Raw genomic sequence first — 24,797 nt, 5'->3', positions numbered from 1 at the left:
CCTTGCGGTGCGCCTTACAGCGCGTCCGGCCCGCGTTCGCCGGTGCGGACGCGTACGGCGGTCTCGACCGGCACGCTCCACACCTTGCCGTCACCGATCTTGCCGGTGCGGGCGGCCTTCACGACGACGTCGATGAGCTGTTCGGCGTCCTCGTCCTCGACCAGGACCTCGATGCGGATCTTGGGGACGAGGTCGACGGTGTACTCGGCGCCGCGGTAGACCTCGGTGTGGCCGCGCTGACGGCCGTATCCGCTGGCCTCGGTGACCGTGAGGCCCTGGACGCCGAAGGCCTGGAGGGCCTCCTTGATCTCGTCCAGCCGGTGCGGCTTCACGACCGCGGTGATGAGCTTCATGCGTCCACCTTCTTGTTCTCCGTCGGGGCGGGGGCGGCTACGGCGGTGGCGGTGCGCCCGGCGATGCCACCGCCCGCGCCGCTGAAGTCGTACGCGGTCTCCGCGTGCTCGACCTGGTCGATGCCGGAGACCTCGTCGTCCTCGCTGACCCGCATCCCCATCGTCTTGTCGATGACGAGGGCGAGGATCGCGGAGGCGATCAGAGAGTAGGCGAGGACGGAGAAGACTCCGATGGCCTGCTTGCCGAGCTGGTCGAGGCCGCCGCCGTAGAAGAGGCCCTTGGCGTCGGACTGGACGCCGCCGGTGGCGAAGAAGCCGACGAGGAGGGAGCCGACGACTCCGCCGACGAGGTGGACGCCGACGACGTCGAGGGAGTCGTCGTAGCCGAACCTGTACTTGAGGCCGACGGCCATGGCGCACAGCAGACCGGCCACGGCGCCGATGGCGATCGCGCCGAGCGGGGAGCAGGAGCCGCCGGAGGGGGTGATGGCGACGAGGCCGGCGACCGCGCCGGAGGCGGCGCCGAGGGTCGTGAAGGAGCCGTGGCGGAGCTTCTCGTACGCCAGCCAGGCGAGCATGGCGGCGGCGGTGGCGACCTGGGTGTTGACGAACATCACCGCGCCGACGCCGTCGTCGTTGCCGAGCCAGGAGCCGGCGTTGAAGCCGAACCAGCCGAACCAGAGCAGACCGGCGCCGAGCATGACCAGCGGGAGGCTGTGCGGGCGCATCGGGTCCTTCTTGAAGCCGACCCGCTTGCCGATGACGAGGATCACGCCGAGGGCCGCGGCGCCGGCGTTGATGTGGACGGCGGTGCCGCCGGCGAAGTCGATGACGCCCATCTCGAAGAGCCAGCCGCCGGCGCCCCAGACCCAGTGGGCGACCGGGAAGTAGACAACCGTGACCCACAGGGTGATGAAGAGGGCCCAGGCGGTGAACTTGACGCGGTCGGCGAGGGCGCCGCTGATCAGGGCCGGCGTGATGATGGCGAACATCAGCTGGAAGACGGCGAAGACGTACACCGGGATGGTGTAGCCGTCCCACAGTTCGGTGATGCCGATGCCGCTCAGGCCGACGTATTCGGACGACCAGCCGAAGAGCGAGGCGGAGTCGGTGCCGAAGGCGATGCTGAAGCCGTAGAGCACCCACAGGATCGTGACGATCCCGAGGCTGATGAAGCTCATCATCAGCATGTTGAGGGTGGACTTCACGCGGACCATGCCTCCGTAGAAGAAGGCGAGGGCCGGGGTCATCAGCATGACCAGGGCGGAGCAGATGAGCATGAACCCGGTGTTGGCGGCGGACAGCGTGGGCGTGTCTGCTGCCAGGGTCGTGATGGCTGATGCCATCGGCGTCTCCTCGTCGTCGGGGGCCTGTGCGGGGCGGGGCCGGTGAGCGGCTCGGCCATGAGGGGTGGCCGGTTATGCGCCAGAGATTCGCGCAGCGCGGTTTCCGCCGATGCCGCTCGATGTTTCGCCGCAGTGACGAAGGGACGAGGCGTGTTACGCGGCCGTGAACGCCGGGGTCACGGAGATGTAACGGGCGTACCATCCCGGCGCGGGCGCCGTGGCCGGGGAGACGCGGACCGGCCGCGTCGGCCGTCCGTGTGTCCTTGCGGCGGGGGAGCCGAGTCGGGCTTTACGGGACGGCCGGCGCGGCCGGAGTCTCGGGGCGGGCGCGGGGCGGCCCGGTCAGACGGCCTCCGCCGTCTCGGGGAGCAGCGCGGTGAGCCGGTCGGTGAGCTGGACGACCTCGGCGACGTGGCCGTAGTCGCGGGCGGCGGTGTCGACGGTCTTGCGCAGCCGGGTGTTGACCCGCTCGGAGCGGACCTTGCGGGCCACGCCGAGGGCCTTCTCGGCGAGGACGACGGACTGCTCGGGTTCCCGCTTGAGGAGGTGGACGGTGGCCATGCCGATGAGGTTGAGGGCGTAGCTGCGCTGGTGCTCGGGGTCCTTCTCGAACAGGTCGACGGCCCGCTCCATGACGGGTTCCGCGAGCGAGGCGTAGGTCGGGGAGCGCCCGGCGACGTAGGCGAGGTCGCGGTAGGAGTGGGAGTTCTCGCCGTTGAGCTCGGCCTCGGAGAAGAAGCGGATCCAGTCGGGCTCGGGCTCGCCGTCGAGGCCGACGTCGGCGAAAGTGTCCTCGGCCATGCGGACGGCCCGCTTGCACTTGGAGGGCTGGCCCATGTTGGCGTAGGCGCGGGCCTCCATCGCATACAGCATGGCCTGGGTGCGCGGGGTGGCGCAGTCCCGGCTGCCGTACTGGGCGAGGTGGATGAGTTCGAGGGCGTCGTCGGGCCGGCCGAGGTGGATCATCTGGCGGCTCATGGAGGAGAGGATGTACGAGCCCAGGGGCTTGTCGCCGGCTTCCTTGGCGGCGTGCAGTGCGAGCACGAAGTACTTCTGGGCGGTGGGCTGCAGGCCCACGTCGTAGCTCATCCAGCCGGCGAGTTCGGCGAGTTCGGCGGCGCATTTGAAGAGGCGCTGGGCGGTCGCGGCGGGCTGTGGCTCCTGGAGGAGGTCGGTGACCTCGTGGAGCTGGCCGACGACCGCCTTGCGGCGCAGGCCGCCGCCGCACTGGGCGTCCCACTGGCGGAACATCGCGGTGGTGGACTCCAGGAGGTCGAGTTCGACCGGGGAGAGCCGGTGCGTGCGCCGCTCATCGGCGCCGGGTGCCGGCCGCTCGGATTCGCCGGTGGGGGTGGGAACCAGCCAGCGCTGCATGGGCTCGATGAGGGAGGGCCCGGCGGCCAGTGAGAGCGAGGAGCCGAGGAAACCGCGGCGGGCGAGCATCAGGTCGCTGCGGGAGAACTCGCTGAGCAGGGCGACGGTCTGGGGGCCGGCCCAGGGGAGGTCGACACCGGACACGGAGGGCGACTGGTGGGCGGTGCGCAGGCCGATGTCCTCGATGGCCACGACGGAGCCGAAGCGCTCGGAGAACAGCTCGGAGAGGATCCGCGGGATGGGTTCGCGGGGCTGTTCGCCGTCGAGCCAGCGGCGCACGCGGGAGGTGTCGGTGGAGATGTGGTGCGCGCCCATCTGGCGTGCCCTGCGGTTCACCTGGCGCGCCAGCTCGCCCTTCGACCAGCCGCTGCGCACGAACCACGAGCTCAGCTGCTCGTTGGGGCGCTTGCCGGCAGTCGTACCGTCTGCGCCGTTGCCGCCCACTGGAACGCCCCCATCCACCTGATGTCGTCCTGCGAACCCCTGCCAGAATGCCGTGTTCCGCGGCGCCCGTCCGGCGTTTCTCCTCCTTCGAACGGGAGACCGGTATGCCTCCGGCATACCCGGTTGCGCGGTCGACCCCGGGGTTCGTGCACCGAAGGTAATCCTACGATCACCCGTCCGGCATGGCGTTTCAAGAAACGCCACCATTCGCCACCCCTTCGAATGAACTCGCCGTGCACAGAACACGATTCACTTGACATGCGACGAACCGGGCTCGGCGTACCGGTGCGCGAAGAGGCGCGCGCGGCGGTCCGCACCACCGGCCGCACCACCGTGCGCCCCTCGCGGCGGCGGAGTGTGACGGAGGATTCCCGGTCCGTAACCACCGGCGCGTTCGACCCGTTGGAGGGGGCATGGGCTTCACGATCGGCGGCATTCGTGAGATGCGGTCCGGCTCACGTCGCCGCGTACGCACCACGGAGTGCACTGCGGTGGCGGAGTACACAGGGCTGTGGGGCTGGGACGTGGTCCCGGGAGCGCGGGCGGTCGCCGGCCGGTGCTCCTGCGGCGATCTCGGCTGTACGGCTCCGGGGGCGCACCCGCTGGCCTTCGCCGGGCAGGTACCGGCGGGCGCGGGCCTCGACGACGCGACCAAGGCGTGGTCGGAGTATCCGGGGGCGGCGGTGCTGCTGCCGGTCGGCCGGGCCTTCGACGTGATCGAGGTCGCCGAGGCGGCCGGCCGGCGGGCGCTGGTGCGCCTGGAGCGCATGGGACTGCCGCTCGGGCCGGTGTGCGTGACGCCGACGGGCCGGGCGCAGTTCTTCGTGGCCCCGGGCGCGGCGGCCGAGCTGCCGCAGCTGCTGTACCGGATGGGCTGGGACGACGCCGATCTGGACCTGCACTGCCTGGGTCCGGGCGCCCATGTCACCGCACCGCCCTCGGACCTGGGGGGGCTGGGGCCCGTGCACTGGCTGCGGCCGCCGGCGCTGGACACCGCGGGGGCGCCGCCGCAGGCCCGGCTGCTGCTCGGCACGCTCGCGTACATCTGCCACCGGACGCACCTCTGACCGGACCCGGTCACGTCGAAGGGCCCCTGCCGTTGAGCTGCGGCAGGGGCCCTTTTCGTACGCGTTCCGCGCTGGTGGTCAGTCGCCGATGAGGGCGTCCACGAACGCGCCCGGCTCGAACGGGGCCAGGTCGTCCGGGCCCTCGCCCAGGCCGACCAGCTTGACCGGGACGCCCAGCTCGCGCTGGACGGCGACGACGATGCCGCCCTTGGCGGTGCCGTCGAGCTTGGTGAGGACGATGCCGGTGATGTCGACCACCTCGGCGAAGACACGGGCCTGGATCAGACCGTTCTGGCCGGTGGTGGCGTCGAGGACGAGCAGGACCTCGTCGAGCGGGCCGTGCTTCTCGACGACGCGCTTGACCTTGCCGAGCTCGTCCATGAGGCCGGTCTTGGTGTGCAGGCGGCCGGCGGTGTCGATGAGGACCACGTCGGCGCCCTCCGCGATGCCCTCCTTGACCGCGTCGAAGGCGATCGACGCCGGGTCGCCGCCCTCCGGGCCGCGCACGGTGCGGGCACCGACGCGCTCGCCCCAGGTCTGCAGCTGGTCGGCGGCGGCGGCTCGGAAGGTGTCGGCGGCGCCGAGGACGACGGACTTGCCGTCGGCGACCAGGACCCGGGCCAGCTTGCCGGTCGTGGTGGTCTTGCCGGTGCCGTTGACGCCGACGACCATGACGATGCCCGGGACGTCCTCGGGGCTCTCGGTCTTCACCGTGCGGTCGAGGTCGGCGCCGAGCAGCGTGATGAGCTCCTCGCGCAGCAGCCCGCGCAGCTCGTCGGGGGTGCGGGTGCCGAGCACCTTGACCCGCTCGCGCAGCCGCTCGACGAGCTCCTGGGTGGGGGCGACGCCGACGTCGGCGGTGAGGAGGGTCTCCTCGATCTCCTCCCAGGTGTCGTCGTCGAGGTGCTCGCGGGACAGGAGCGTGAGCAGCCCCTTGCCGAGCGAGTTCTGGGAGCGGGCGAGCCGGGCGCGGAGCCGTACGAGACGGCCGGCGGTCGGCTCGGGCACCTCGATCGCGGGGACCTCGGCGGCGGGCTCCTCGACGGCGACCGTGGCCTCGGGGGCCTCGGCGGTGGGGAGCTCGACCTCCTCCACGGTGCGGCGTGGTTCTTCCCGCGGTGTCTCCGCCTCGTCGCCGACGTGCGGTTCGGCGGGCGGAGCGGTGATGGTCGGCGTGGTGGACGGCGGCTCGGCCGGCGGCAGCTGCTTCTTCTTGCGACCGCTGATCACGAGGCCGCTGGTCACGGCGACCGCGACGACCAGAGCGATGACTACAGCAAGGATGAGTTCCATAACCCGTCCAGTATCGGCCACGAAAGGCACGGAGGCGGAGCACGTACAGTGTGTGGTTCCCCCACATCTGTACAACGGAGTACTGCTATGTCCCACGCCTCCGAGACCGAAGGCGCGCAGAGCGGCGGCACGCTGGAGAGCCGCGGCCTCGAACCCGTCCCCGACGCCGAGCGGACCGGGCGGGTCGGCGAGCTGTTCCCGACCTGGGTCGCGGCCAACATCAGTGTGCTTCTGCTCACGATGGGCGCCGGCCTGATCGTCTTCAACGGGCTGAACTTCTGGCAGGTGCTGTTCGTCGCGGTGGCCGCGCCGGTCCTGTCGTACGGGATCGTCGGCCTGATCTCGATCGCGGGCAAGCACGGCGGAGCGCCCGGCATGGCGCTGTCACGGGCGGTGTTCGGTCAGCGCGGAAACCTTTTTCCTGGGTCGCTGATCTGGGTGGCCCGCTGGGGCTGGGAGACGATCAACGCGGTCACCGGCGCCTACGCGGTGCTGACCGTGCTCGACCTGCTCTTCGGCGTGAAGTCGAACACACCGCTGATCGTGGTGACGCTGCTGCTCTTCGTCGCCTGCACCTTCCTGGTCTCCGGGCTCGGGATCAACGCGCTGCGGGTGTGCAGCAAGTGGTCGACGTATCTCTTCGGCGCGTTCTCGGTCCTGGTCCTCGTCTACCTGGTGGCGAACACCGACTGGTCGGCGGTCTTCGCCAAGCCGGCCGGTTCGACCGCGATGCTGGTCGCGGGGATCGGCACGATCGCGGCGGGCGGCATCAGCTGGGTGCCGTCGGGCCCGGACTTCACCCGCTATCTGCCGCGGACGGCCTCCTCGAAGGCGATGGTCGGCTCGACGGTCGGCGGCGCCGGGATCGTGGTGCTGCCGATGGTGCTGATGGGCGCGGTGATGGCGGTGTCGACGCCTGACCTGGCCTCGGCGCAGGACCCGGTCTCCTTCATCGGTGAGCTGCTGCCGGCCTGGATCTCGGTGCCGTACCTGGTGATCGCCCTGATCGGCATGCTGCTGATCAACTCGATGTCGATGTACTCGGCCGGGTTCACGGCGCAGACCCTGGGCATCAAGGTGCCGCGGGCCGCGGCGGTGAGCGTGAACGCGGCGATCAGTCTGGTCTTCGGTGTGCTGCTGATGGTGGTGGCGACCAGCTTCATCGGCTCGTTCATCTCCTTCCTGACGCTGCTCGCGGTGGCGTTCTCCGCGTGGATCGGCGTGTTCGGCGTGGACATGCTGCACCGGCGTACCTACGACGCCGAGGCGCTGATGGACACCACGCGGACCAGCGCCTACTGGTACCGGGGCGGCTTCGCCTGGCAGGCGATGACGGCCTGGGGCGTGGCGCTCGTGGCGGGTCTGCTGTTCACCAAGGTCGAGTGGTTCAGCGGTCCGCTGGCCTCGTCCTGGATCGGCCGGAACGGTCTGGGCTGGGCGGCGACGATCGTGGTGGCGGGTGTGCTGTACGCCGTACTGCCGCGCGAGCGGGCGGCGCGGGACGCGGAGTCCGGGGATCCGGCCGAGGTGCGCGCGACCGTTTCCATCTGACGCGACGTCAGATACCGTCCCCCTTCGCCGGCATCCCACCCGCGGAGGGGGACTTCCCATGCCCTTCACAGTCGTACGGTTCAACCTCGTCGATCCGCACGCGGACCCCGTCTCCCTCTCGGGCAGGTACCAGGCGGCCGTCGAGATGGCGGCGCACGCCGACGCGCACGGCGTCGACACGGTGCAGACCGAGGAGCACCACGGCGCGGCCAACAACTGGCTCCCCTCCCCCTTCGCCTTCGCGGGCGCGGTCTTCGGGGCCACGAGGAGGATCGCGGTCACCGTCTCGGCGATCATCGGGCCGCTGCACGATCCGCTGCGGCTCGCCGAGGAGATCGCGGTCCTGGACCTGCTGAGCGCGGGCCGCCTGGTGACGGTCGCCGGGATCGGCTACCGGCCGGAGGAGTACGAGGAGCGCGGGGTGGACTGGGGCCGCCGGGGCAAGCTGCAGGACGCGCTCCTGGAGACGCTGCTGGCGGCCTGGTCCGGTGAGCCCTTCACGTATCAGGGCCGTACGGTACGGGTCACCCCGCGGCCCTTCACCCAGCCGCATCCGCTGCTGCTGGTCGGCGGCTCGTCGAAGGCGGCGGCGCGGCGGGCGGCCCGGCTCGGGCTGCCGTTCTTCCCGAGCGCGCACCTGCCGGAGCTGGAGACGTACTACCAGGAGCAGTGCGCCGGGTACGGCACCGAGGGCTGGACGATGATGCCGGCGCGGGAGACCCCGCTGCTGCACGTGTCGGAGGATCCGGACCGGACCTGGGCGGAGTTCGGCGAGCACTTCCTGCACGAGGCGCGGACCTATGCCTCGTGGCAGTCGAAGGAGATCCGTTCGGCGGTCCGGTCGGCCGCGGCGACGGTGGGAGAACTGCGCGCGGAGGGTGTGTACCGGGTGGTGACGCCCGAGGAGTGCGTGGCGCTCGGGCGGGATCTCGACAGCCTGGTGCTGCATCCGCTGTGTGGCGGGATGCCCCTGGAGGAGGGGTGGCGGAGTCTGCGGCTGTTCTGCGACGCCGTACTGCCCCGGCTCAGGGCATAGGGCCTCGGGCCGGGGCAGTCTCGCGGTCAAGGAGAGGGGCAGCGGGGATTAGCCCATCTCCTCCAACGCCTTGCCCTTGGTCTCCTTGACGTACCGGAGCACGAAGGGGATCGAGAGCACGGCGAAGATCGTGTAGATGATGTAGGTGCCGGAGAGGTTCCAGTCCGCGAGGGACGGGAAGCTGGCGGTGATGGCCCAGTTGGCGATCCACTGGGCGGAGGCGGCCACGCCGAGGGCGGCGGCGCGGATGCGGTTGGGGAACATCTCGCCGAGGAAGACCCAGACGACCACGCCCCACGAGAGGGCGAAGAAGAGCACGAAGACATGGGCGGCGACGAGCGCCACGACTCCCTCGGTGGTGGGCAGCTTGCCGTCGACGAGGTCGGCGGAGAAGGCCCAGGCCTCGAAGGCGAGGGCGATGGCCATGCCGACGGAGCCGACGAGGGCGAGCGGCTTGCGGCCGACCCGGTCGACCAGGACCATCGCGATCACGGTGCCGATGATGTTGATGATCGACGTGGTGAACGAGTAGAAGAACGAGCTCGACGGGTCGACGCCGACGGACTGCCACAGCGTCGAGGAGTAGTAGAAGGCGACGTTGATGCCGACGAGCTGCTGGAAGACGGAGAGTCCGATGCCGACCCAGACGATGGGCAGCAGCCGGGACTTGCTGCCGGCGACGAGCAGGTCCTTGAAGGTGGACTTGTGCTCGCTGCGCATGGCCCGGTCGATCTCGGCGACCCGGTGGTCGAGGTCGACGCCGCGGCCCTCGACCTCGGCGAGCACCTCCTTGGCCCGCTCGATGCGGCCGACGGAGATGAGGAAGCGCGGGGACTCGGGGATCGCGAAGGAGAGCAGGCCGTAGAGGACGGCGGGCACCACCATCACGCCGAGCATCCACTGCCAGGCCTCCAGGCCGCCGATCTCGCCGCGCTGGTCGCCGTCGGCGAGCTGGAGGATGCCGTAGTTGACGAGCTGGGAGACGGCGATGCCGATGACGATGGCGGCCTGCTGGAAGGAGCCGAGGCGGCCGCGGTACGCGGCGGGGGCGACCTCGGCGATGTAGGCGGGGCCGATCACGGAGGCCATGCCGATGGCGAAGCCGCCGATGACCCGCCAGAAGGCCAGGTCCCACAGGGCGAAGGGCAGCGCGGAGCCCACCGCGCTGACGGCGAAGAGGACCGCGGAGATCTGCATGCAGCGGATCCGGCCGATGCGGTCGGCGATCCGGCCGGCGGTGGCGGCGCCGATGGCGCAGCCGATCAGGGCGATGGCGATGACCTGGGCCAGCGTGCCCGAGCCGATGTCGTACCGGTGCCGGATGGCCTCGACGGCGCCGTTGATGACGGAACTGTCGTAGCCGAAGAGGAAGCCGCCCATCGCGGCCGAGGCCGTGATGAAGATGACGTGTCCGATGTGGTCCGGATGGGCCTGTCGGCCTTCGGACGGCGGCGGTGTGGGCGCCTGCGCGGTGCTGGTCACAAGGACTCCTCGGGGCTCCGGCAGCGTCGCCGGTGCGGTGGGGGGCGAGCCCTTCAAGTGGGGCATGACTTCACGCCGCCGACCACTTGAAGGTAAAAGCAACGTTGCAGAGACTATTCCTTCAGGTTTCGAAGTCAAGAGGGGATGTCGTATGACTTGAAACGCAAGGTATGGCGACCTGCGTTCAACACTTGAACCGTCGAGCCCTCAGCGGAGCCGCTGGCTGATGACCTTCGAGACGCCGTCGCCCTGCATCGACACGCCGTACAGCGCGTCCGCGACCTCCATCGTCCGCTTCTGGTGGGTGATGACGATCAGCTGTGAGGACTCCTGGAGCTCCTGCATGATCCGGATGAGCCGCTGCAGATTGGTGTCGTCGAGCGCCGCCTCGACCTCGTCCATCACGTAGAACGGGCTGGGCCTGGCCTTGAAGATGGACACGAGCAGCGCCACCGCCGTCAGCGAGCGCTCGCCGCCGGACAGCAGCGAGAGCCGCTTGACCTTCTTGCCCGGCGGGCGGGCCTCCACGTCCACGCCGGTGCTGAGCATGTCGTCCGGGTCGGTGAGGACGAGCCGGCCCTCGCCGCCCGGGAAGAGCCGCGAGAAGACCCCCTCGAACTCGCGGGCGGTGTCCCGGTAGGCCTCGGTGAACACCTGCTCAACCCGCAGGTCCACCTCCTTCACGACCTGAAGGAGATCGGCCCGGGTCTTCTTCAGGTCCTCCAGCTGCTCGGAGAGGAACTGGTGCCGCTCCTCCAGCGCCGCGAACTCTTCGAGGGCCAGCGGATTGACCTTGCCGAGCTGCTGGTACGCCCGTTCGGCGGCCTTGAGCCGCTTTTCCTGCTCCGAACGGACGAACGGGCGCGGCTGGTTGCGCGGATGCTCCGGATCCTCCGGAAGCTCCTCGCCCTCGGCCGGCGGCGACGGCGGTACGGGCTGGTGGGGGCCGTACTCGTCGACCAGCGCGGCCGGCTCCACGCCCAGCTCCTCCAGGGAGCGGGTCTCCAGCTGCTCGATCCGCAACCGCTTCTCCGCGCCCAGGACCTCACCGCGGTGCACCGAGTCGGTGAGCTTGTCGAGCTCCGCCTTCAGGTCGCGGCCCCGGGTACGGGCGGCGGCCAGGCCCTCCTCGCGGGCGCCCTTCGCGGCCTCGGCACGGGCCCGTTCCTGCTCGGCGCGGACCAGGGACACCTCGACGTGCGCGAGCAACTGGCGGGCACCCGCCGCGACGGCGCCTGCCACCTCCGCCTCGTGGCGCAGCCGCGCCCGGCGCTGTTCGGCACGGGCCCGGGCCTCGCGCTCGGCGCGTGCGGCCCGGTCGAGGGAGTCGGCCCGGCCGGCGAGGCCCCTGACCCGCTCCTCGTGGGTACGGACCTGGAGGCGGGCCTCCATCTCGGTCTGGCGCGCGTTGGAGCCGTCGATGGCGAGCCGGTCCCGCACCGAGGTGTCGGGCTCCTCCTCGGCGGGCGTCTCCTCGGCGACAAGGAGCCGCTCGGTCAGTTCCTCCGCCTCGACCACGGCCTTCGCCAGGGCCTCCTGGGCCCGCGCGGCGGCCGCGGCGGTCCGCTCGGCCTCGCCCGCGGCGCCCCTGGCCTGCCCGGCGAGCCTGCCGAGCTGCTGGGCGACCGCGGACTTCTCGCGCTCGGCGACCCGCCGCCGCTCCCCCAGCTCGTCCACCAGGCGGGCCGCCTCGCGCCTGCGTCCGGCGGCCTCCTCCTGGGCGCCTCCGAGCGCCGCGCACCGCACCTCGAGCTCGGCCAGCTCGGCCGCCGCCTCGTCCACGGACGCCTGCACCTCGAGGAGGCTGGGCGCCCCGGCGGCGCCGCCCTGCGCGAAGTGCGCCCCGAGCAGGTCGCCTTCGGCGGTCACCGCGGTCACGTCGGGCCGCGCCCGTACCACCTCGACGGCCTCGTCGAGCCCGCCGACCACCACCACGTCCCTGAGCAGCCGCCGTACGGCTCCCATGAGTTCGTCGGGCCCGGCGACCAGCCGGGCGGCGGGGAGCGCGCCGTCCGGAGCAGGCACCTCCGCGTCGCCGCCCGCCGCGGTCCCGGCTTCGGCCGCGGCCGCCAGGAGCAGTGACGCCCGCCCCGCGTCCTGCTTGCGCAGCAGGCGCAGGGCCTCCGCCGCGGCCGCGGGGCCCGTCACGGCCAGGGCGTCGGCGGCGGCGCCCAGGGCCGCGGCGACCGGGACCTCGTGGCCGGGGGTCACGGTGAGGAGTTCGGCGGCCGGGCCGAGGAGGCCCGTGAGGTCGGCGGACAGGAGCGCGCCCGTGCCGTCCTTGCGGCGCAGGCCGAGGGCGAGGGCGTCGTGCCGGGCGCGGGTCGCGGCCCGGGCTCGTTCGGCGTCGCCGGTGGCCTCCCGGGAGGCGGCGAGCGCGGTCTCCGCGTCGGCGAGCTCGCGCCGGGCGGCCTCGTACCGCTCCCCCAGCTCCGTGTCGCCGGCGTCGAGGCCGTCCACCTCGGCCTTCAGCTGCTCGTACTCCTCCTGCGCTGCGACCGCCCGCTCCTGTGCCTCGTCGCGCGACGAGGCGAGCCGGTCGATCTCGGCCTGGGCGGACGCGGCGCGCGAGCGGGCCGCGTTGACCTGCCCGTGCAGCCGGGCCAGGCCCTCGCGGCGGTCGGCGATGGCGCGGGCGGCGTCCTTGAGACGGCGTTCCTCGACGGTGAGCGCCCGCTCCAGTTCGGCGCGGTGGGCGACGGTGTCCTCGAGGGCACGCTCGGCCGCCTCGAGCGCGGCCCCGAGTTCGGCCTCCTGCTCGCGGATGCGGGCGGCCTCGCGCTCCATGTCCTCCGGGTCGCGGCCGCGCCGCTCCTCCGCGGGCCGGTCGGTGGCGCTCTTGACCCGAGCGTCGGCGAGGGAGACGGTGCCGCGCACCCGCTCGGCGAACCGGGACAGCTCGTACCAGGTCTGCTGCGCGCGTTGCAGCCGCGGCGCGAGGCGGCGCACGTCCTCTTCGAGCTCGGCCTCCTTCGCGAGCGCCGCGTTCAGCGCGGTCTCGGTGGTCTCCTTGCGGGCGAGCAGCGCGGCCTCGTCGGCGACCTCGGTCCTCAGCGCCTCCTTGAGGCGTACGAGGTCGTCGGAGAGCAGCCGCAGCCGGGCGTCGCGCAGGTCGGCCTGGATGACGGCGGCGCGGCGGGCGACCGCGGCCTGCCGGCCGAGCGGCTTGAGCTGGCGTCGCAGTTCGTCGGTGAGGTCCTGGACGCGCGCGAGGTTGGCCTGCATCGCGTCGAGCTTCCGCAGCGCCTTCTCCTTGCGCTTGCGGTGCTTGAGGACGCCGGCGGCCTCCTCGATGAAGGCGCGCCGGCCCATCGGGTCGGCGTGCAGGACGGAGTCGAGCTGGCCCTGGCCGACGATGACGTGCATCTCGCGGCCGATGCCGGAGTCGGAGAGGAGGTCCTGGATGTCGAGCAGCCGGCAGGTGTCGCCGTTGATCTGGTACTCGCTGCTGCCGCCGCGGAACATGATCCGGGTGATGGTGACTTCGGCGTAGTCGATGGGCAGCGCGCCGTCGGAGTTGTCGATGGTCAGCGAGACCTCGGCGCGGCCGAGCGGGGGCCGCCCGGTCGTGCCGGCGAAGATGACGTCCTCCATCTTGCCGCCGCGCAGCGACTTGGCGCCCTGCTCTCCCATGACCCAGGACAGCGCGTCCACGACGTTGGACTTGCCCGAGCCGTTGGGCCCGACGACGCACGTGATCCCGGGTTCGAACCGCAGGGTGGTGGCGGAGGCGAACGACTTGAAACCGCGGAGCGTCAGGGCCTTGAGATGCACGCCTGCGGACTCTACCCGCGGTCATGGGTTTCACCCATGAACGTGCAGGGCACACCCTCCCCCAAGGAGGGTGGGGCATGGGGGACGCAGGGGGTGTGCAAGAAAGAAGGGACGCCGGAGCGCCCCTTGCATATCCAGCTGTACCGGCGAAAGTGTTTCTCACCTGGCCCCTCGGGGCTGAACCTCAGGTGAGCGCAGGCTCCGCCTTGGTGACGTCGAGATCGATGCTGTCCAGCAGCGACTCTCCCTGGTGCGAAGCGGCGGCGGTGAGTGCGTCGTTCTCGGACTGGATCCGAACCAGCTCGGACTCGAGGTCCTGGACGCGCTGCTGAAGCCGTCGCATCTCGGCGAGGAGTCGCGGGTCGGAGCCGCCGACGTAACCGAGAAGCGCCTTTGCCATGATGGATGGTCCTCCACACTGAGTGACCGACCGAAGCGGTGTGGGTCGTGAGGGATTCGCACCCGCGGTGCTCGACCGTGCTCTTTGTCGTGCCGGTTCTCACGGTCGAACAGCTAAGGTGCGCGGGGCTTCCAGAGTCTCACCAAAAAGTTTGACGGTCAACACGATCACGCCCCGCATCAAGGGTTCACCGGGGGGCTGCGGCCGCATTCAGAGCGGCGGCGCCTCGCAACTCGGTGCCCGAGGGGCTGTGGAGATCATCCTTCCTCGCGCAGCCTGGCATGGCAAGCCCTTCTTGGCAATCACCAGGTCGTTTCCGCTTCGGCGAGTGTTTTCCCGAGGGGGACGCCCGGTCGCCCGAGGGCGCTCGGAGCCGTCGGGCGGGGCGTCACGCACAAGATCGCCGGCGGGTCTCAGCGGATCGCGAAGGTCTCGTAGATGCCGCGCGGGGTGTCCCAGATCTCAGTGACCCCGTCCACCCGCCCGGGCGTGTCGTCGGACCGGAGCCAGTCGAGCAGACGGTGGCAATTCTCACTCGGCCCCTCGGCCACGACCTGGACGCGGCCGTCGTCGAGGTTCAGGGCGAAGCCGACGAGCCCGCCGATCTCCAATGCGTTTGCCCTGGTGAACCAACGGAAGCCCACTCCCTGTACTCGGCCGCGCACCCAGGCGGTCATCCGCACGTCGTCATTCATGGCTGCACGCTAACGGGCGGATTACGGAAGGAGCACGTCAGCCCCGCGTGTCATGGCGTACAGTCCCGACCGAACGGGGCTCACCCGGTTGGCGGAGTCCCGTTCGAAGCATCCACAGAAGCAAAGATCAGCAAAGATCGCGGTCCAGAACGCCAGGGAGGCAGACCAGATGGGACGCCATCGCGGCGCACGACGCGGCGCACCCGTACGCACCGGACTGCTCGGTGTCTCGGCGGCCGTCGCGGTCGGCGCGGTCGCCGTCGCCACGGGCCTGCTGCCCGGGGCCGAGACCTTCACGGTGAGCAGCGCGGGCAAGAGCGAGCAGCGCGTGGAAGCGCGGCAGCAGGCCCCGAGCCTGAACACCCAGGGCGGCTCCTCGGCCACCCCGGCCGGCAGCTCGGCGGGTACGGGCACGGGTGTGGCCAAGGGGAGCGGCAAGGCCGCCTCCCCCTCGGCGACGCCGTCGCCGAAGCCCACCCCCTCCAGGACGACCGCCAAGCCGAGCCCGAAGGCCACGGCACCCAAGGTCACGCCGAAGCCCAAGCCGAAGCCGAAGCCCTCGAAGACGAGCCGTCCGGCGCAGGCCGCCCCGACCACCGAGGCCGCCCGCGCGCCGCAGCCCACCGTCCGCCCGCTCAGCAGCCGCGAGGCGGCGGCCGAGGCGGAGGTCGTGCGCCTGGTGAACGTCGAGCGTGCCAAGGTGGGCTGCACCCCGGTCAGCTCCGACGCCCGGCTGGCCTCGCTGGCGGGCGCCTTCAGCGCGGACATGGCCGCGCGTGGCTTCTTCGACCACACCGATCCGAGCGGGGCGACCCCGTGGGACCGCGCCACGCAGGCAGGCATCACCAGCCTCGGCGCCGAGAACATCGCCCGCGGCCAGGTGGACGCGGCTGCGGTGATGAAGTCCTGGATGGAGAGCGACGGCCACCGCGCGAACATCCTGAACTGCACGTACACGACGCTGGGCGTGGGAGTCCACTTCGCGGACGGCGGTCCGTGGTGGACGCAGGACTTCGGTTTCTGACCCGCGAGGGTCGCCCGCCGGTCGTACGCGAAGGGCCCCGTCACCGGGAAGGTGACGGGGCCCTTTCCCGTACCGGGGAGGGACGGCGGGGTCAGGCGGCGGCCTTGCCGATCGCGAACGTGCGGGCGGTCTCGGCGACCCGTCGGCCGAGGTGCTCGGCGGTCGCGATGTCGGCCTTGTGGACACCCTCGGGGCCCAGGTCGTTGTGGGTCTGGGCAGCGGCGCCGGTGAAGAAGCCGAGGCGGTTGATGTCGTTCTCGGAGGCCGCGGAGCTGTTCCAGCCGGGCTTCAGGCCGAGGTTGACCCAGGTCATGCCGTGCTGGCCGGCGAGGGTCTGGAAGAACTGCAGGGTGTGCAGCTTGTCGCCGCTCTTGGAGGCGGAGTTGGTGAAGCCGGCCGCGAGCTTGTCCAGCCAGGCGTCGGTGAACCAGCGCTTCGAGGTGGCCTCGGCGAACTGGTGGAAGGCGCCGGAGGCGGTGCCCATGTAGGTCGGCGAGCCGAAGACGATCGCGTCGGAGGCGTCCAGGAGCTCCCACTGCGCGTCGGTGATCTCGTCGACCTTGATCAGGTGGACGGTGGCTCCGGCGTCGGCGGCCCCGGCCCGGACGGCCTCGGCGATGACGGCGGTGTGGCCGAAGCCGGAGTGGTACGCGATGGACACGACGGGCGTGGTCACAGGGGGCTCCTCAAGGGGTGGGACAGGAGGCAGGGGGAACGACAAGAAGTAGAGCACTAACTTTTCGAAAGCGCAAGCATTCGCATAGCGCCATCTCGCAGGCAGCGCTGTGTCCGCGTATGGTAGGGAGCATGAGTGACGACCTCGCCTACGACGTCTTCGCGAAGGCCTGTCCCTCGCGCGGCACGCTGGAGCACGTGACCGGCCGGTGGGGAAGCCTCACCCTCGGCGCCCTCCACGAGGGCAGCTTCCGCTTCAACGAGCTGCGGCGCAGGGTCGACGGCGTGAGCGAGAAGATGCTGTCCCAGACGCTGCACGCGCTCGAGCGCGACGGTCTCGTCCACCGCGAGGCGCAGCCCACCAACCCCCCGCGCGTCGACTACCGGCTCACGCCGCTCGGCCTTGAGGTCGCGGAGCGGCTGCTCGGTCTGATCCACCTGGTCGAGGGCCGCATGGACCAGGTGCTGGCCGCCCGCGAGAGTTACGACACGGAGCGCGCGGCCGCGGTCACGCCGTAAGACCGCTCGTCGGCTCGTCGCAGCCGGTTCGTCACAGCCGGCGTCACAGCCGGTTCGTCACAGCCGGCGTCACGGCCGGCTCGTCGCAGGGCTGGTCCGCCGGACGCGCCTCAGAGCGCCGTGCCGCGCGGCGGGCGCTGGCAGCGCGGGCAGTAGTAGCTGGACCGGTTCATCCACGGGCGCCGGCGCATCGGCGTCCCGCAGCGGTGGCAGGGCTCGCCCTCCCGCCCGTACGCGTCGAGCGAGCGGTCGAAGTACCCCGACTCGCCGTTCACGTTGACGTACAGCGCGTCGAAGCTGGTGCCGCCGGCCGCGAGCGCCGCGTTCATCACGTCCCGCACATGCCCGAGCAGCTCGGCCGAGCGCGGCCGGGTGAGGGTGGCGGTGGGCCGGTCGTAGTGCAGCCTCGCCCGCCACAGCGCCTCGTCGGCGTAGATGTTGCCGACGCCGCTGATCAGCGACTGGTCGAGCAGCGCCCGCTTGATCGTCGTACGCCGCAGGCGCAGCGCACTCTGGAATGCGGCGTCGTCGAAGGCCGGGTCCAGCGGGTCACGCGCGATGTGCGCGATGACGTCCGGGAGCCCGTCGGGGGTGTTGTCGTGAAGCGAGAGACCACCGAAGGTCCGCTGGTCGACGAAGCGCAGTTCGGTGCCGGCCGTGTCGTCGAAGCGGATCCGGATCCGAAGGTGCTTCTCCTCCGCCGCGTCCTCGGGCTGGACGAGCAGCTGACCGCTCATGCCGAGGTGGCCGAGCACGGAGGCTTCGGTGTCCGCGAGCGGCACCCACAGGTACTTGCCGCGCCGCCGCGCCACGCCGAACCGGTGCCCCTTCAGCCGGGCCGCGAAGTCCGCGCCGCCCGCGAGATGGCGCCGGACGGCCCTCGGGTGCAGGACCTCGACCTCGGCGACGGTGCGCCCCGCGACCCACCGCTCAAGACCGCGTCGTACGACCTCGACCTCGGGCAACTCGGGCACGGGACTCCTCCGCAGGACTCTCGACGGCTGATGACCGCAGCCTACAACCGCCGTGACAGGGCGATGCCCCCGTCCCCTGAAGGGGGCGGGGGCATCGGGAAGCGAAGGGTCAGGCCGAGGCCTGGTCCTGGGCGGAAGAGGCGTCGGCGCCCTCTTCCAGGTCGTTCGTGACGGCGTTCTCGGCCGCGGCCTTGGCCGCCGCCGCGCGCTCGTCCGCGGCCGCGCGGATCGCGCGCCACGCGGATTCAGCCGCCTGCTGCTCCGCTTCCTTCTTGCTGCGGCCAGTGCCGGTGCCGTACGAGACACCACCGACGCGGGCGGCAGCAGTGAAGGTCTTCTCGTGGTCCGGACCCTCCTCGCTGACGAGGTACTCCGGCACGCCCAGACCCTCCGCCGCGGTCAGTTCCTGGAGACTGGTCTTCCAGTCCAGGCCTGCGCCGAGGTTCGAGGACTTCTCGATGAGCGGGTCGAAGAGCCGGTGCACCAGCTCGGACGCCACTTCGAGACCCTGGTCGAGATAGACCGCGCCGATCACCGCTTCAAGGGTGTCGGCGAGGATGGACGCCTTGTCCCGGCCGCCCGTGCCCTCTTCGCCCCGGCCGAGCCGGATGAAGGAGCCCAGTTCGAGGCCGCGACCGACCTCCGCCAGCGCACGCGAGTTGACCACCGCGGCCCGCAGCTTGGCCAGCTGGCCCTCGGGCAGGTCGGGGTGGGTGCGGTACAGCGTGTCCGTGACCACCAGGCCGAGCACGGAGTCCCCGAGGAACTCGAGACGCTCGTTGGTGGGCAGACCGCCGTTCTCGTACGCGTACGAGCGGTGCGTCAGTGCACGCACCAGAAGGGCGGACTCGAGCTGATACCCGAGCCGCCCTTCCAGAAGCGTGTGGGACGAGGCTGTGTTGACGTGGTCAGACATCGTGCCTCTCACCAGCCACTCAGACCGAGAGGACCTGGCGCTTGTTGTAGGTGCCGCAGCTCGGGCACGCGATGTGCTGCTGCTTCGGCTCCTGGCAACGCTCACACGAAACCAGGGTGGGGACCGCAGCCTTCCACTGCGACCGGCGGTGGCGCGTGTTGCTGCGCGACATCTTCCGCTTCGGAACAGCCACGGCTACTTCTCCTGCTTCTCGTCGACGCCAGCTTCGGCGCCGCTCATGTTGTCCTTCTCATCGGTTCCCAGCGAACCGGCGAGTCCCTGCAGTGCCGCCCAACGTGCGTCGACGGCGTCATGATGGTGGTCCGGATTGTCGTTCAGGTTGATTCCGCACTCGGAACACAGACCCTCACAGTCCTCCCGGCACACCGGCTGCATCGGCAGTGCGAGCACCACCGCATCACGCAGCACAGGTTCGAGGTCGAACATGCCGTCCTCGAGGGGGGTCATGCTCTCGTCGTCCTCGGCTTCGTCGTCCGCGGCCGCCTTGGAGCGGCCCCGGTCGTCGGAGTCGGGGTACGAGAACATCTCCTGGTAGTCCGCGTCGAGCTCCAGCTCGACGGGCTCCAGACACCTTACGCACTCCCCCTCGGCCGATGCACGGGCGGTGCCTGTGACAAGCACCCCTTCCATGACCGACTCGAGACGGAGCTCGATCTCCACCGGAGCGCCCTCGGGCACTCCGACGACCCCCGCGACACCCAGGTCCCTGGGCGCGTCGATCGTGCGGGAGATCCGCTGGAGGGCGCCAGGACGCCGCCCCAGCTCGTGCGTGTCGAACACGAGGGGGTTGCGGTGGTCGAGGCGCGTGCTCAGGGCTCTTCCTGCTTTCGATCGTTCACATCGTGAGGGGGCTGCCATCCGTGGGCAGCATGGATCGCGGGCATACGCGCGACCGAAGAGCCAGGATAACGGACGCTTCGCTCACGACCCAATCCGGGCCTACCGCCCCTGGTCGTAGCCCTGCTCGTAGCGGCGCAGCTGCTCCAGGTCGATCATGCTCGTGTCGAAGAAGCTGGTCTCGTCGAGCGCGGCGGCCGGGGGCTGCTGGACCTGCTGCTGCTCGTAGCCGTACTGGCCCTGGTAGGCGTAGGGGTCGGCCTGCTGGGGCTGCGCGGTGTAGTGCGCGGCGTAATCCGCTCCGGTGGACCCGGTGCTCGCACCGGCGTAGGGGTCCTGGTGCTGGTAGCCGTACGGGTCCGTCTGCTGGGGCTGCTGGTACGCGTAGGGGTCGTGCTGCGGCGGCTGCGGGGCGGCCTGCTGCTGGGCCGGGATCTGTACGGGCTCGGGGTCGGCCAGCTCCGCGAGGCCGGCCAGGTAGTCGGCGTCACTGGTGTGCTGCGCCGAGGCGCCGGCCGCGTCCTGGGCGGCCATGTGCTCGCCGAGGGCGTCGGAGGCGATCCGGCCGTGCAGCTTCTGCCGGCCCCGGCCCACGGCCTCCAGGGTCTTGCTCAGCACCGCCTCGAAGGCGCCCAGCTTGGTGTCCACGTAGGCGTCGGCCCGGTGGATCAGGGTCTGCGGGTCCGCGCTGTACTCGGGGGCGTCCTCGTCGGCGTACCCCTGCTCGTCGAGGCCGGGGCCGCGGCCGAGCAGCTTCTCGCGGCCGCGGTCGACGGAGGCGATGGTCTTGTTGAGGACGACCTCGAAGTTGGCGAGCTTGGAGTCGACGTAGTCGTCGGCCTCGGCACGGATCTCCTCGGCCTCGCGGCGGGCCTCGGCGAGGATCCGCTCGGCCTCGCCCTGGGACTGCCGGGCGACCTGGCTGTCGGAGACGATCGTGCCGCGCTCGGCGTGCGCGGCCTCGATGATCCGCTCGGCCTCGCGACGGGCCTGCTCGACCATCTGCTCACGGCCGCCGAGCAGCTCCTGCGCCTGGGCGAGCGAGCCCGGCAGGGCCTCGCGGACCTCTTCGAGCAGGGCGAGCAGGTCGGCACGGTTGACCACGCACGACGCCGACATGGGCATGGAGCGGGCGCTTTGGACCGTCGTGACGATCTCGTCGAGCTTCTTCTGCACGTCCACCGGTGCTCGCCACTCTCTACAGCTGGATGGAGACGGACGGGACGACTGTAAGGCCAGTCGGACCCCGTCCGGGACCTGGTGACGGAGCGTCAGTGGCGGTGGCCACGGGTCACTGCTCGCCGAGCCGCTCGGTGAGGCGGGTCAGGACCTGCGGGGGCACCAGGTGGGAGACGTCGCCGCCCCAGGCCGCGACCTCCTTGACCAGGGAGGACGACAGGAAGCTGTAGGTGGGGTTGGTCGGCACGAACAGGGTCTCGACGCCCGAGAGCCCGTTGTTCATCTGGGCCATCTGCAGCTCGTAGTCGAAGTCGCTGACGGCCCGCAGCCCCTTGACGATGGCGGGGATGTCGCGCTGCTTGCAGAAGTCGACGAGCAGGCCGTGGAAGGACTCCACCTCGACGTTGCCGAAGTCGGCGGTGACCTCACGGATGAGCTCGATCCGCTCGTCGACCGTGAAGAGGCCCTTCTTCGACTGGTTGATCATCACCGCGACGTGCACCACGTCGTACAGCTTGGAGGCGCGGGCGATGATGTCGAGGTGTCCATTGGTGATGGGGTCGAATGACCCCGGACATACGGCGCGGCGCAACTTGGGTCCCTCGCTCTCCGGTCCGGTCATCGTGCGTCTTCGCACGTAGAGGCGGCGCGACCGTACCAAAACGTTCCCTCGCCGTAGCGACGGGCCCGCAGTGGTGCGAAGCCGGCCGGCCAGCCGAACTCCCCGCCTCGGGTGCTGCGCTCCACGGTGACGAGCGCGTCGTCCGCGATCCAGCCCCCCGAGCGGAGTGTGAGGAGGATCTCGCGAAGATCGTCGTCCGCGACGGCGTACGGAGGGTCGAGGAAGACCAGGTCGTACGGCTCCGCCGGGGCCGGGCCCGCGACGATCTGTTCGGCCTTGCCGGTGCGCAGCTCGGCGCCCGGCAGGGCGAGGCTGCGGATGTTGTCCCGCACCGTCTTCGCCGCGCGCGGGTCGGCCTCGACGAGCAGGGCGTGGGACGCGCCACGGGACAGCGCTTCCAGGCCGACGGCGCCGCTACCCGCGTACAGGTCGGCGACGCGGGCCCCGGCGAGGCCGTGGAACGACTCCCACGTGGAGAAGAGGCCTTCCCGCGCCCGGTCGGAGGTGGGGCGGGTGCCGTGGCCCGGCGGTACGGCGATTCGGCGTCCGCCGGCACTGCCGGCGATCACGCGGGTCATCTGGGTCCTCGTTCTCCGTCAGCGATTGCCTGAGCAATAGCTTAGGGCGAGGAACGCCGGAGCGGACCGGGCCCGCGACGGCCGGCCCGGCGCAGGCCCTCCGGGCCCTCCGGGCGCGCCATGGCGGTCAGCCTGGCGGTCAGCCCTTCTCCAGGTATTCCTCCCGGTCCTTGTCGAGGAGCGCGTCGAGCGCGGTGCGCAGCTCGGGGTGGGCGGTGAGGTCGGGGTCGGCGAGGACGAGGGCGGTGGCCTCCTCGCGGGCGGCGGTGATGACCTCCTCGTCGTCGATGACGGTGAGCATCCGCAGCGAGGAGCGGACGCCGGACTGGGCCTGGCCGAGGACGTCGCCCTCGCGGCGCTGTTCGAGGTCGATCCGGGAGAGCTCGAAGCCGTCGAGGGTGGAGGCGACGGCGTTCAGCCGCTGGCGGGCCGGGCTCGCCTCGGGCATCTCGCTCACGAGCAGGCACAGGCCGGCGGCGGAGCCACGGCCGACGCGGCCGCGGAGCTGGTGGAGCTGGGAGACGCCGAAGCGGTCGGCGTCCATGATCACCATGGCGGTCGCGTTGGGCACGTTGACGCCGACCTCGATGACGGTGGTGGCGACCAGGACGTCGGCCTCGCCGGCGGCGAAGCGGCGCATGACGTCGTCCTTGTCGTCGGGGTGCATCCTGCCGTGCAGCACTTCGACGCGGAGCCCGGCGAGCGGCCCCGTGCGCAGCTGCTCGGCGACGTCGAGGACGGCGAGCGGCGGGCGCTTCTCGGCCTCGTCCTCCGGGCTCGCCTTCCGCTTCTGCTTCCGGTCCTCCTCGTCGCCGATCCGGGGGCAGACCACGTACCCCTGGTGGCCGCCCTCGACCTCCTCGCGGACCCGCTCCCAGGCGCGGGCGAGGAAGTGCGGCTTGTCGGCGGCCGGGACGACATGGCTGGCGATCGGGGAGCGCCCGGCCGGCAGCTGGTCGAGGACGGAGGTCTCCAGGTCGCCGAAGACGGTCATCGCGACCGTACGGGGAATGGGCGTCGCGGTCATCACGAGCAGGTGCGGCGGCTGCTTGCCCTTGCCGCGCAAGGCATCGCGCTGCTCCACGCCGAAGCGGTGCTGCTCGTCGACGACGACCAGGCCGAGGTCGTGGAACTGCACCTTGTCCTCGATGAGCGCGTGGGTGCCGATGACGATGCCGGCCTCACCGGTGACCAGGTCGAGCAGCGCCTGCCGGCGCGCGGCGGCGCCCATGGAGCCGGTGAGCAGCACGACCTTGGTGGCGTGCTCTGACCCGCCGAGCATGCCCCCTTCGGCGAGCTCGCCCATCATCTCGGTGACCGAGCGGTGGTGTTGCTGGGCGAGGACCTCGGTGGGCGCGAGCATCGCGGCCTGTCCCCCGGTGTCGACGACGGCGAGCATGGCGCGCAGGGCCACCATCGTCTTGCCCGAGCCCACCTCGCCCTGGAGCAGGCGGTGCATGGGGTGGTCGGTGGCGAGGTCGTCGAAGATCTCCTTGGAGACCTTCTGCTGGCCCTCGGTGAGGGTGAAGGGGAGCTTGGCGTCGAAGGCGTCGAGCAGGCCGCCCTCGGCGGGTCTGCGGGGGACGGCGGGCAGCTGGGTGTCGGCGTGCCGGCGGCGGGCGAGGGCGACCTGGAGGACGAAGGCCTCGTCCCACTTGAGGCGGTCGCGGGCGTCGGCGATGTCGGCCTTGGTACGGGGCCGGTGGACCTTGGTGAGGGCGTCGGGCAGGTCGGTGAGACCGCGGTCCTCGCGCAGGGCGGGCGGCAGCGGGTCGACGAGGCCGGCCCAGTGCGTGGCGGCCATCGAGTCCAGGGCGATCGCGACGGACTGCTCGATGGTCCAGGACTCGATCTGCTTGCAGGCGGGGTAGATGGGCAGCAGCTCGCTCGCGAAGGCCTTGACGGTGTCGGTGCTGCTGTCGGCGTCGAGGAGCTTGTACTCGGGGTGGGCGAGCTGGAGCCGGCGGTTGAAGACGCCGACCTTGCCGGCGAACATGGCGCGCCGGCCGGGCAGCAGCTCCTTCTGGTGGAAGTGGACGGTGCGGCCGAAGAACACCAGCTGCATGCGCCCGCTGCCGTCGGTGATGGTGACCTCGAGGCGCTGCCCCTTGCCGCGCCCGCCCTTGTTGAAGGTGTGTACGCGCGCGTCGGCGACCTGGGCGACGACGGTGACGTGCTCGTCCAGCGGCAGGTCGGCGAGTGCGGTCAGCTCGCCGCGCTCCGCGTACCGCCGGGGGTAGTGGTGGAGGAGGTCGCCGACCGTGTGGAGGTCCATGTGCTCGGCCATCACCTTGGCGGTGGCGGCGCCGAGCAGTTTCCTGAGGGGTTCGTCGAGGGCGGGCACGCGATCCATTGCACACCACCGCACTGACAGACGTCGCGCAGGCTGTGGATATCCCCTGGTCACGTCGGCGCCGTGGCCCCTAGGATGGCGCCTCTTCCGCTCTTCTCTCCGCGATCACCGGCCCGCCGGGATCGCCCGACCCGCGCCGTCGCTCGTCCCCCCACCGGCGCAGCGACGATGACTGCTGACCAGACACCGCACACGTTCCAGGTCGATCTGCGTGGCCTGGTGGATCTGCTCTCCCACCACCTCTACTCCAGCCCCCGGGTCTACCTGCGCGAACTGCTGCAGAA

The 24,797-nt window shown here is 71.2% G+C and carries 22 protein-coding genes; 5 read left to right on the top strand and 17 right to left on the bottom strand.

Annotated elements, in window-relative coordinates; translation table 11 throughout:
* Positions 1-14: 14 nt before the first annotated feature.
* The 3 genes from ACIGEZ_RS30105 to ACIGEZ_RS30095 form a co-directional block, all read right to left on the bottom strand.
* On the bottom strand, positions 15-353 hold the full coding sequence (locus tag ACIGEZ_RS30105; RefSeq protein ID WP_069170469.1) for a P-II family nitrogen regulator: 339 nt from the start codon (positions 351-353) through the stop codon (positions 15-17).
* Positions 350-1,699, bottom strand: a complete 1,350-nt coding sequence (locus ACIGEZ_RS30100; protein WP_399837244.1) for an ammonium transporter — start codon at positions 1,697-1,699, stop codon at positions 350-352. Before ACIGEZ_RS30100 ends, ACIGEZ_RS30105 begins: the two co-directional genes overlap by 4 nt.
* Positions 1,700-2,041: 342 nt before the next feature.
* Entirely contained in the window at positions 2,042-3,517 is a 1,476-nt protein-coding gene (locus ACIGEZ_RS30095) for a hypothetical protein (RefSeq protein WP_399837242.1), read from the bottom strand.
* 413 nt (positions 3,518-3,930) lie between these two features.
* On the opposite strand from ACIGEZ_RS30095, the gene ACIGEZ_RS30090 reads away from it, so the two are divergent.
* A complete protein-coding gene (locus ACIGEZ_RS30090; protein WP_399837240.1) occupies positions 3,931-4,584 on the top strand; it encodes a bifunctional DNA primase/polymerase in 654 nt (217 codons plus the stop codon).
* A 78-nt stretch (positions 4,585-4,662) separates the two neighbouring features.
* Here ACIGEZ_RS30090 and ftsY read toward each other — a convergent pair whose 3' ends face one another.
* A complete protein-coding gene (gene ftsY / locus ACIGEZ_RS30085) occupies positions 4,663-5,877 on the bottom strand; it encodes a signal recognition particle-docking protein FtsY (protein ID WP_399837238.1) in 1,215 nt (404 codons plus the stop codon).
* A gap of 87 nt (positions 5,878-5,964) precedes the next feature.
* Here ftsY and ACIGEZ_RS30080 point away from each other — a divergent pair, with 87 nt between their 5' ends.
* Both ACIGEZ_RS30080 and ACIGEZ_RS30075 read left to right on the top strand, forming a co-directional pair.
* Positions 5,965-7,428 carry a cytosine permease gene (locus ACIGEZ_RS30080; RefSeq protein ID WP_399837235.1) on the top strand — a complete coding sequence of 488 codons (1,464 nt, stop codon included), beginning with the start codon at positions 5,965-5,967 and terminating at the stop codon, positions 7,426-7,428.
* Positions 7,429-7,486: 58 nt separating this feature from the next.
* Positions 7,487-8,464 (top strand): LLM class flavin-dependent oxidoreductase, encoded by a 978-nt coding sequence (locus tag ACIGEZ_RS30075; protein ID WP_399837233.1) that lies wholly within the window; start codon positions 7,487-7,489, stop codon positions 8,462-8,464.
* Positions 8,465-8,512: 48 nt separating this feature from the next.
* Here the strand turns inward: ACIGEZ_RS30075 and ACIGEZ_RS30070 are convergent, their stop codons facing one another.
* From ACIGEZ_RS30070 to ACIGEZ_RS30055, 4 genes are all read right to left on the bottom strand, one after another.
* Complete coding sequence (locus ACIGEZ_RS30070) at positions 8,513-9,946, bottom strand: sugar porter family MFS transporter (RefSeq protein WP_399837231.1); 1,434 nt, start codon at positions 9,944-9,946, stop codon at positions 8,513-8,515.
* A 207-nt stretch (positions 9,947-10,153) separates the two neighbouring features.
* Entirely contained in the window at positions 10,154-13,720 is a 3,567-nt protein-coding gene (gene smc / locus ACIGEZ_RS30065; RefSeq protein WP_399837229.1) for a chromosome segregation protein SMC, read from the bottom strand.
* A 184-nt stretch (positions 13,721-13,904) separates the two neighbouring features.
* The gene (locus tag ACIGEZ_RS30060; RefSeq protein ID WP_399837227.1) at positions 13,905-14,120 is read right to left on the bottom strand and encodes a hypothetical protein; all 216 of its coding nucleotides are present in this window, start codon (positions 14,118-14,120) and stop codon (positions 13,905-13,907) included.
* 413 nt (positions 14,121-14,533) lie between these two features.
* Positions 14,534-14,815 (bottom strand): acylphosphatase, encoded by a 282-nt coding sequence (locus ACIGEZ_RS30055; RefSeq protein ID WP_365332422.1) that lies wholly within the window; start codon positions 14,813-14,815, stop codon positions 14,534-14,536.
* Positions 14,816-14,984: 169 nt separating this feature from the next.
* On the opposite strand from ACIGEZ_RS30055, the gene ACIGEZ_RS30050 reads away from it, so the two are divergent.
* Complete coding sequence (locus tag ACIGEZ_RS30050) at positions 14,985-15,839, top strand: CAP domain-containing protein (RefSeq protein WP_399837225.1); 855 nt, start codon at positions 14,985-14,987, stop codon at positions 15,837-15,839.
* A gap of 91 nt (positions 15,840-15,930) precedes the next feature.
* Here ACIGEZ_RS30050 and ACIGEZ_RS30045 read toward each other — a convergent pair whose 3' ends face one another.
* The gene (locus ACIGEZ_RS30045) at positions 15,931-16,515 is read right to left on the bottom strand and encodes a flavodoxin family protein (RefSeq protein WP_399837223.1); all 585 of its coding nucleotides are present in this window, start codon (positions 16,513-16,515) and stop codon (positions 15,931-15,933) included.
* A gap of 131 nt (positions 16,516-16,646) precedes the next feature.
* Between ACIGEZ_RS30045 and ACIGEZ_RS30040 the strand changes: the two genes are divergently transcribed.
* The gene (locus ACIGEZ_RS30040; protein WP_399837219.1) at positions 16,647-17,033 is read left to right on the top strand and encodes a winged helix-turn-helix transcriptional regulator; all 387 of its coding nucleotides are present in this window, start codon (positions 16,647-16,649) and stop codon (positions 17,031-17,033) included.
* A 110-nt stretch (positions 17,034-17,143) separates the two neighbouring features.
* Here the strand turns inward: ACIGEZ_RS30040 and mutM are convergent, their stop codons facing one another.
* The 8 genes from mutM to recG all read right to left on the bottom strand — a co-directional run bounded on the left by mutM (position 17,144) and on the right by recG (position 24,513).
* A complete protein-coding gene (mutM, locus tag ACIGEZ_RS30035; RefSeq protein WP_399837215.1) occupies positions 17,144-18,007 on the bottom strand; it encodes a bifunctional DNA-formamidopyrimidine glycosylase/DNA-(apurinic or apyrimidinic site) lyase in 864 nt (287 codons plus the stop codon).
* A 109-nt stretch (positions 18,008-18,116) separates the two neighbouring features.
* Positions 18,117-18,923 (bottom strand): ribonuclease III, encoded by an 807-nt coding sequence (gene rnc, locus ACIGEZ_RS30030; RefSeq protein ID WP_399837213.1) that lies wholly within the window; start codon positions 18,921-18,923, stop codon positions 18,117-18,119.
* 19 nt (positions 18,924-18,942) lie between these two features.
* Complete coding sequence (gene rpmF / locus ACIGEZ_RS30025) at positions 18,943-19,116, bottom strand: 50S ribosomal protein L32 (RefSeq protein WP_030496967.1); 174 nt, start codon at positions 19,114-19,116, stop codon at positions 18,943-18,945.
* A gap of 2 nt (positions 19,117-19,118) precedes the next feature.
* Positions 19,119-19,802 carry a YceD family protein gene (locus ACIGEZ_RS30020; RefSeq protein WP_399837210.1) on the bottom strand — a complete coding sequence of 228 codons (684 nt, stop codon included), beginning with the start codon at positions 19,800-19,802 and terminating at the stop codon, positions 19,119-19,121.
* Between the two features lie 81 nt (positions 19,803-19,883).
* The gene (locus ACIGEZ_RS30015) at positions 19,884-20,963 is read right to left on the bottom strand and encodes an ATP synthase F0 subunit B (protein WP_399837207.1); all 1,080 of its coding nucleotides are present in this window, start codon (positions 20,961-20,963) and stop codon (positions 19,884-19,886) included.
* A gap of 109 nt (positions 20,964-21,072) precedes the next feature.
* Positions 21,073-21,552: a pantetheine-phosphate adenylyltransferase gene (coaD, locus tag ACIGEZ_RS30010; protein ID WP_399837520.1), complete on the bottom strand. Its 480-nt coding sequence runs from the start codon at positions 21,550-21,552 to the stop codon at positions 21,073-21,075.
* 26 nt (positions 21,553-21,578) lie between these two features.
* Entirely contained in the window at positions 21,579-22,160 is a 582-nt protein-coding gene (rsmD, locus tag ACIGEZ_RS30005; RefSeq protein WP_399837205.1) for a 16S rRNA (guanine(966)-N(2))-methyltransferase RsmD, read from the bottom strand.
* A gap of 139 nt (positions 22,161-22,299) precedes the next feature.
* Positions 22,300-24,513 carry an ATP-dependent DNA helicase RecG gene (gene recG, locus ACIGEZ_RS30000; protein WP_399837202.1) on the bottom strand — a complete coding sequence of 738 codons (2,214 nt, stop codon included), beginning with the start codon at positions 24,511-24,513 and terminating at the stop codon, positions 22,300-22,302.
* Between the last annotated feature and the right edge of the window lie 284 nt (positions 24,514-24,797).

The sequence above is a fragment of the Streptomyces sp. NPDC085481 genome (assembly GCF_044541845.1).
In the GTDB taxonomy this organism is placed as follows: domain Bacteria; phylum Actinomycetota; class Actinomycetes; order Streptomycetales; family Streptomycetaceae; genus Streptomyces.
This window is presented reverse-complemented; position numbering and strand designations above follow the sequence as displayed.

What these genes read in the sequence shown, in the direction of transcription:
- ACIGEZ_RS30075 (WP_399837233.1), top strand. Translation starts at nt 7,487, where the DNA reads ATGCCCTTCACAGTCGTACGGTTCAACCTCGTCGATCCGCACGCGGAC.
- ACIGEZ_RS30080 (WP_399837235.1), top strand. Translation starts at nt 5,965, where the DNA reads ATGTCCCACGCCTCCGAGACCGAAGGCGCGCAGAGCGGCGGCACGCTG.
- ACIGEZ_RS30055 (WP_365332422.1), bottom strand. Translation starts at nt 14,815, where the DNA reads ATGAATGACGACGTGCGGATGACCGCCTGGGTGCGCGGCCGAGTACAG.
- ACIGEZ_RS30050 (WP_399837225.1), top strand. Translation starts at nt 14,985, where the DNA reads ATGGGACGCCATCGCGGCGCACGACGCGGCGCACCCGTACGCACCGGA.
- ACIGEZ_RS30020 (WP_399837210.1), bottom strand. Translation starts at nt 19,802, where the DNA reads ATGGCAGCCCCCTCACGATGTGAACGATCGAAAGCAGGAAGAGCCCTG.
- ACIGEZ_RS30090 (WP_399837240.1), top strand. Translation starts at nt 3,931, where the DNA reads ATGGGCTTCACGATCGGCGGCATTCGTGAGATGCGGTCCGGCTCACGT.
- ACIGEZ_RS30100 (WP_399837244.1), bottom strand. Translation starts at nt 1,699, where the DNA reads ATGGCATCAGCCATCACGACCCTGGCAGCAGACACGCCCACGCTGTCC.
- rnc (WP_399837213.1), bottom strand. Translation starts at nt 18,923, where the DNA reads ATGTCTGACCACGTCAACACAGCCTCGTCCCACACGCTTCTGGAAGGG.
- rsmD (WP_399837205.1), bottom strand. Translation starts at nt 22,160, where the DNA reads ATGACCCGCGTGATCGCCGGCAGTGCCGGCGGACGCCGAATCGCCGTA.
- ftsY (WP_399837238.1), bottom strand. Translation starts at nt 5,877, where the DNA reads ATGGAACTCATCCTTGCTGTAGTCATCGCTCTGGTCGTCGCGGTCGCC.
- ACIGEZ_RS30105 (WP_069170469.1), bottom strand. Translation starts at nt 353, where the DNA reads ATGAAGCTCATCACCGCGGTCGTGAAGCCGCACCGGCTGGACGAGATC.
- ACIGEZ_RS30060 (WP_399837227.1), bottom strand. Translation starts at nt 14,120, where the DNA reads ATGGCAAAGGCGCTTCTCGGTTACGTCGGCGGCTCCGACCCGCGACTC.
- ACIGEZ_RS30040 (WP_399837219.1), top strand. Translation starts at nt 16,647, where the DNA reads ATGAGTGACGACCTCGCCTACGACGTCTTCGCGAAGGCCTGTCCCTCG.
- recG (WP_399837202.1), bottom strand. Translation starts at nt 24,513, where the DNA reads ATGGATCGCGTGCCCGCCCTCGACGAACCCCTCAGGAAACTGCTCGGC.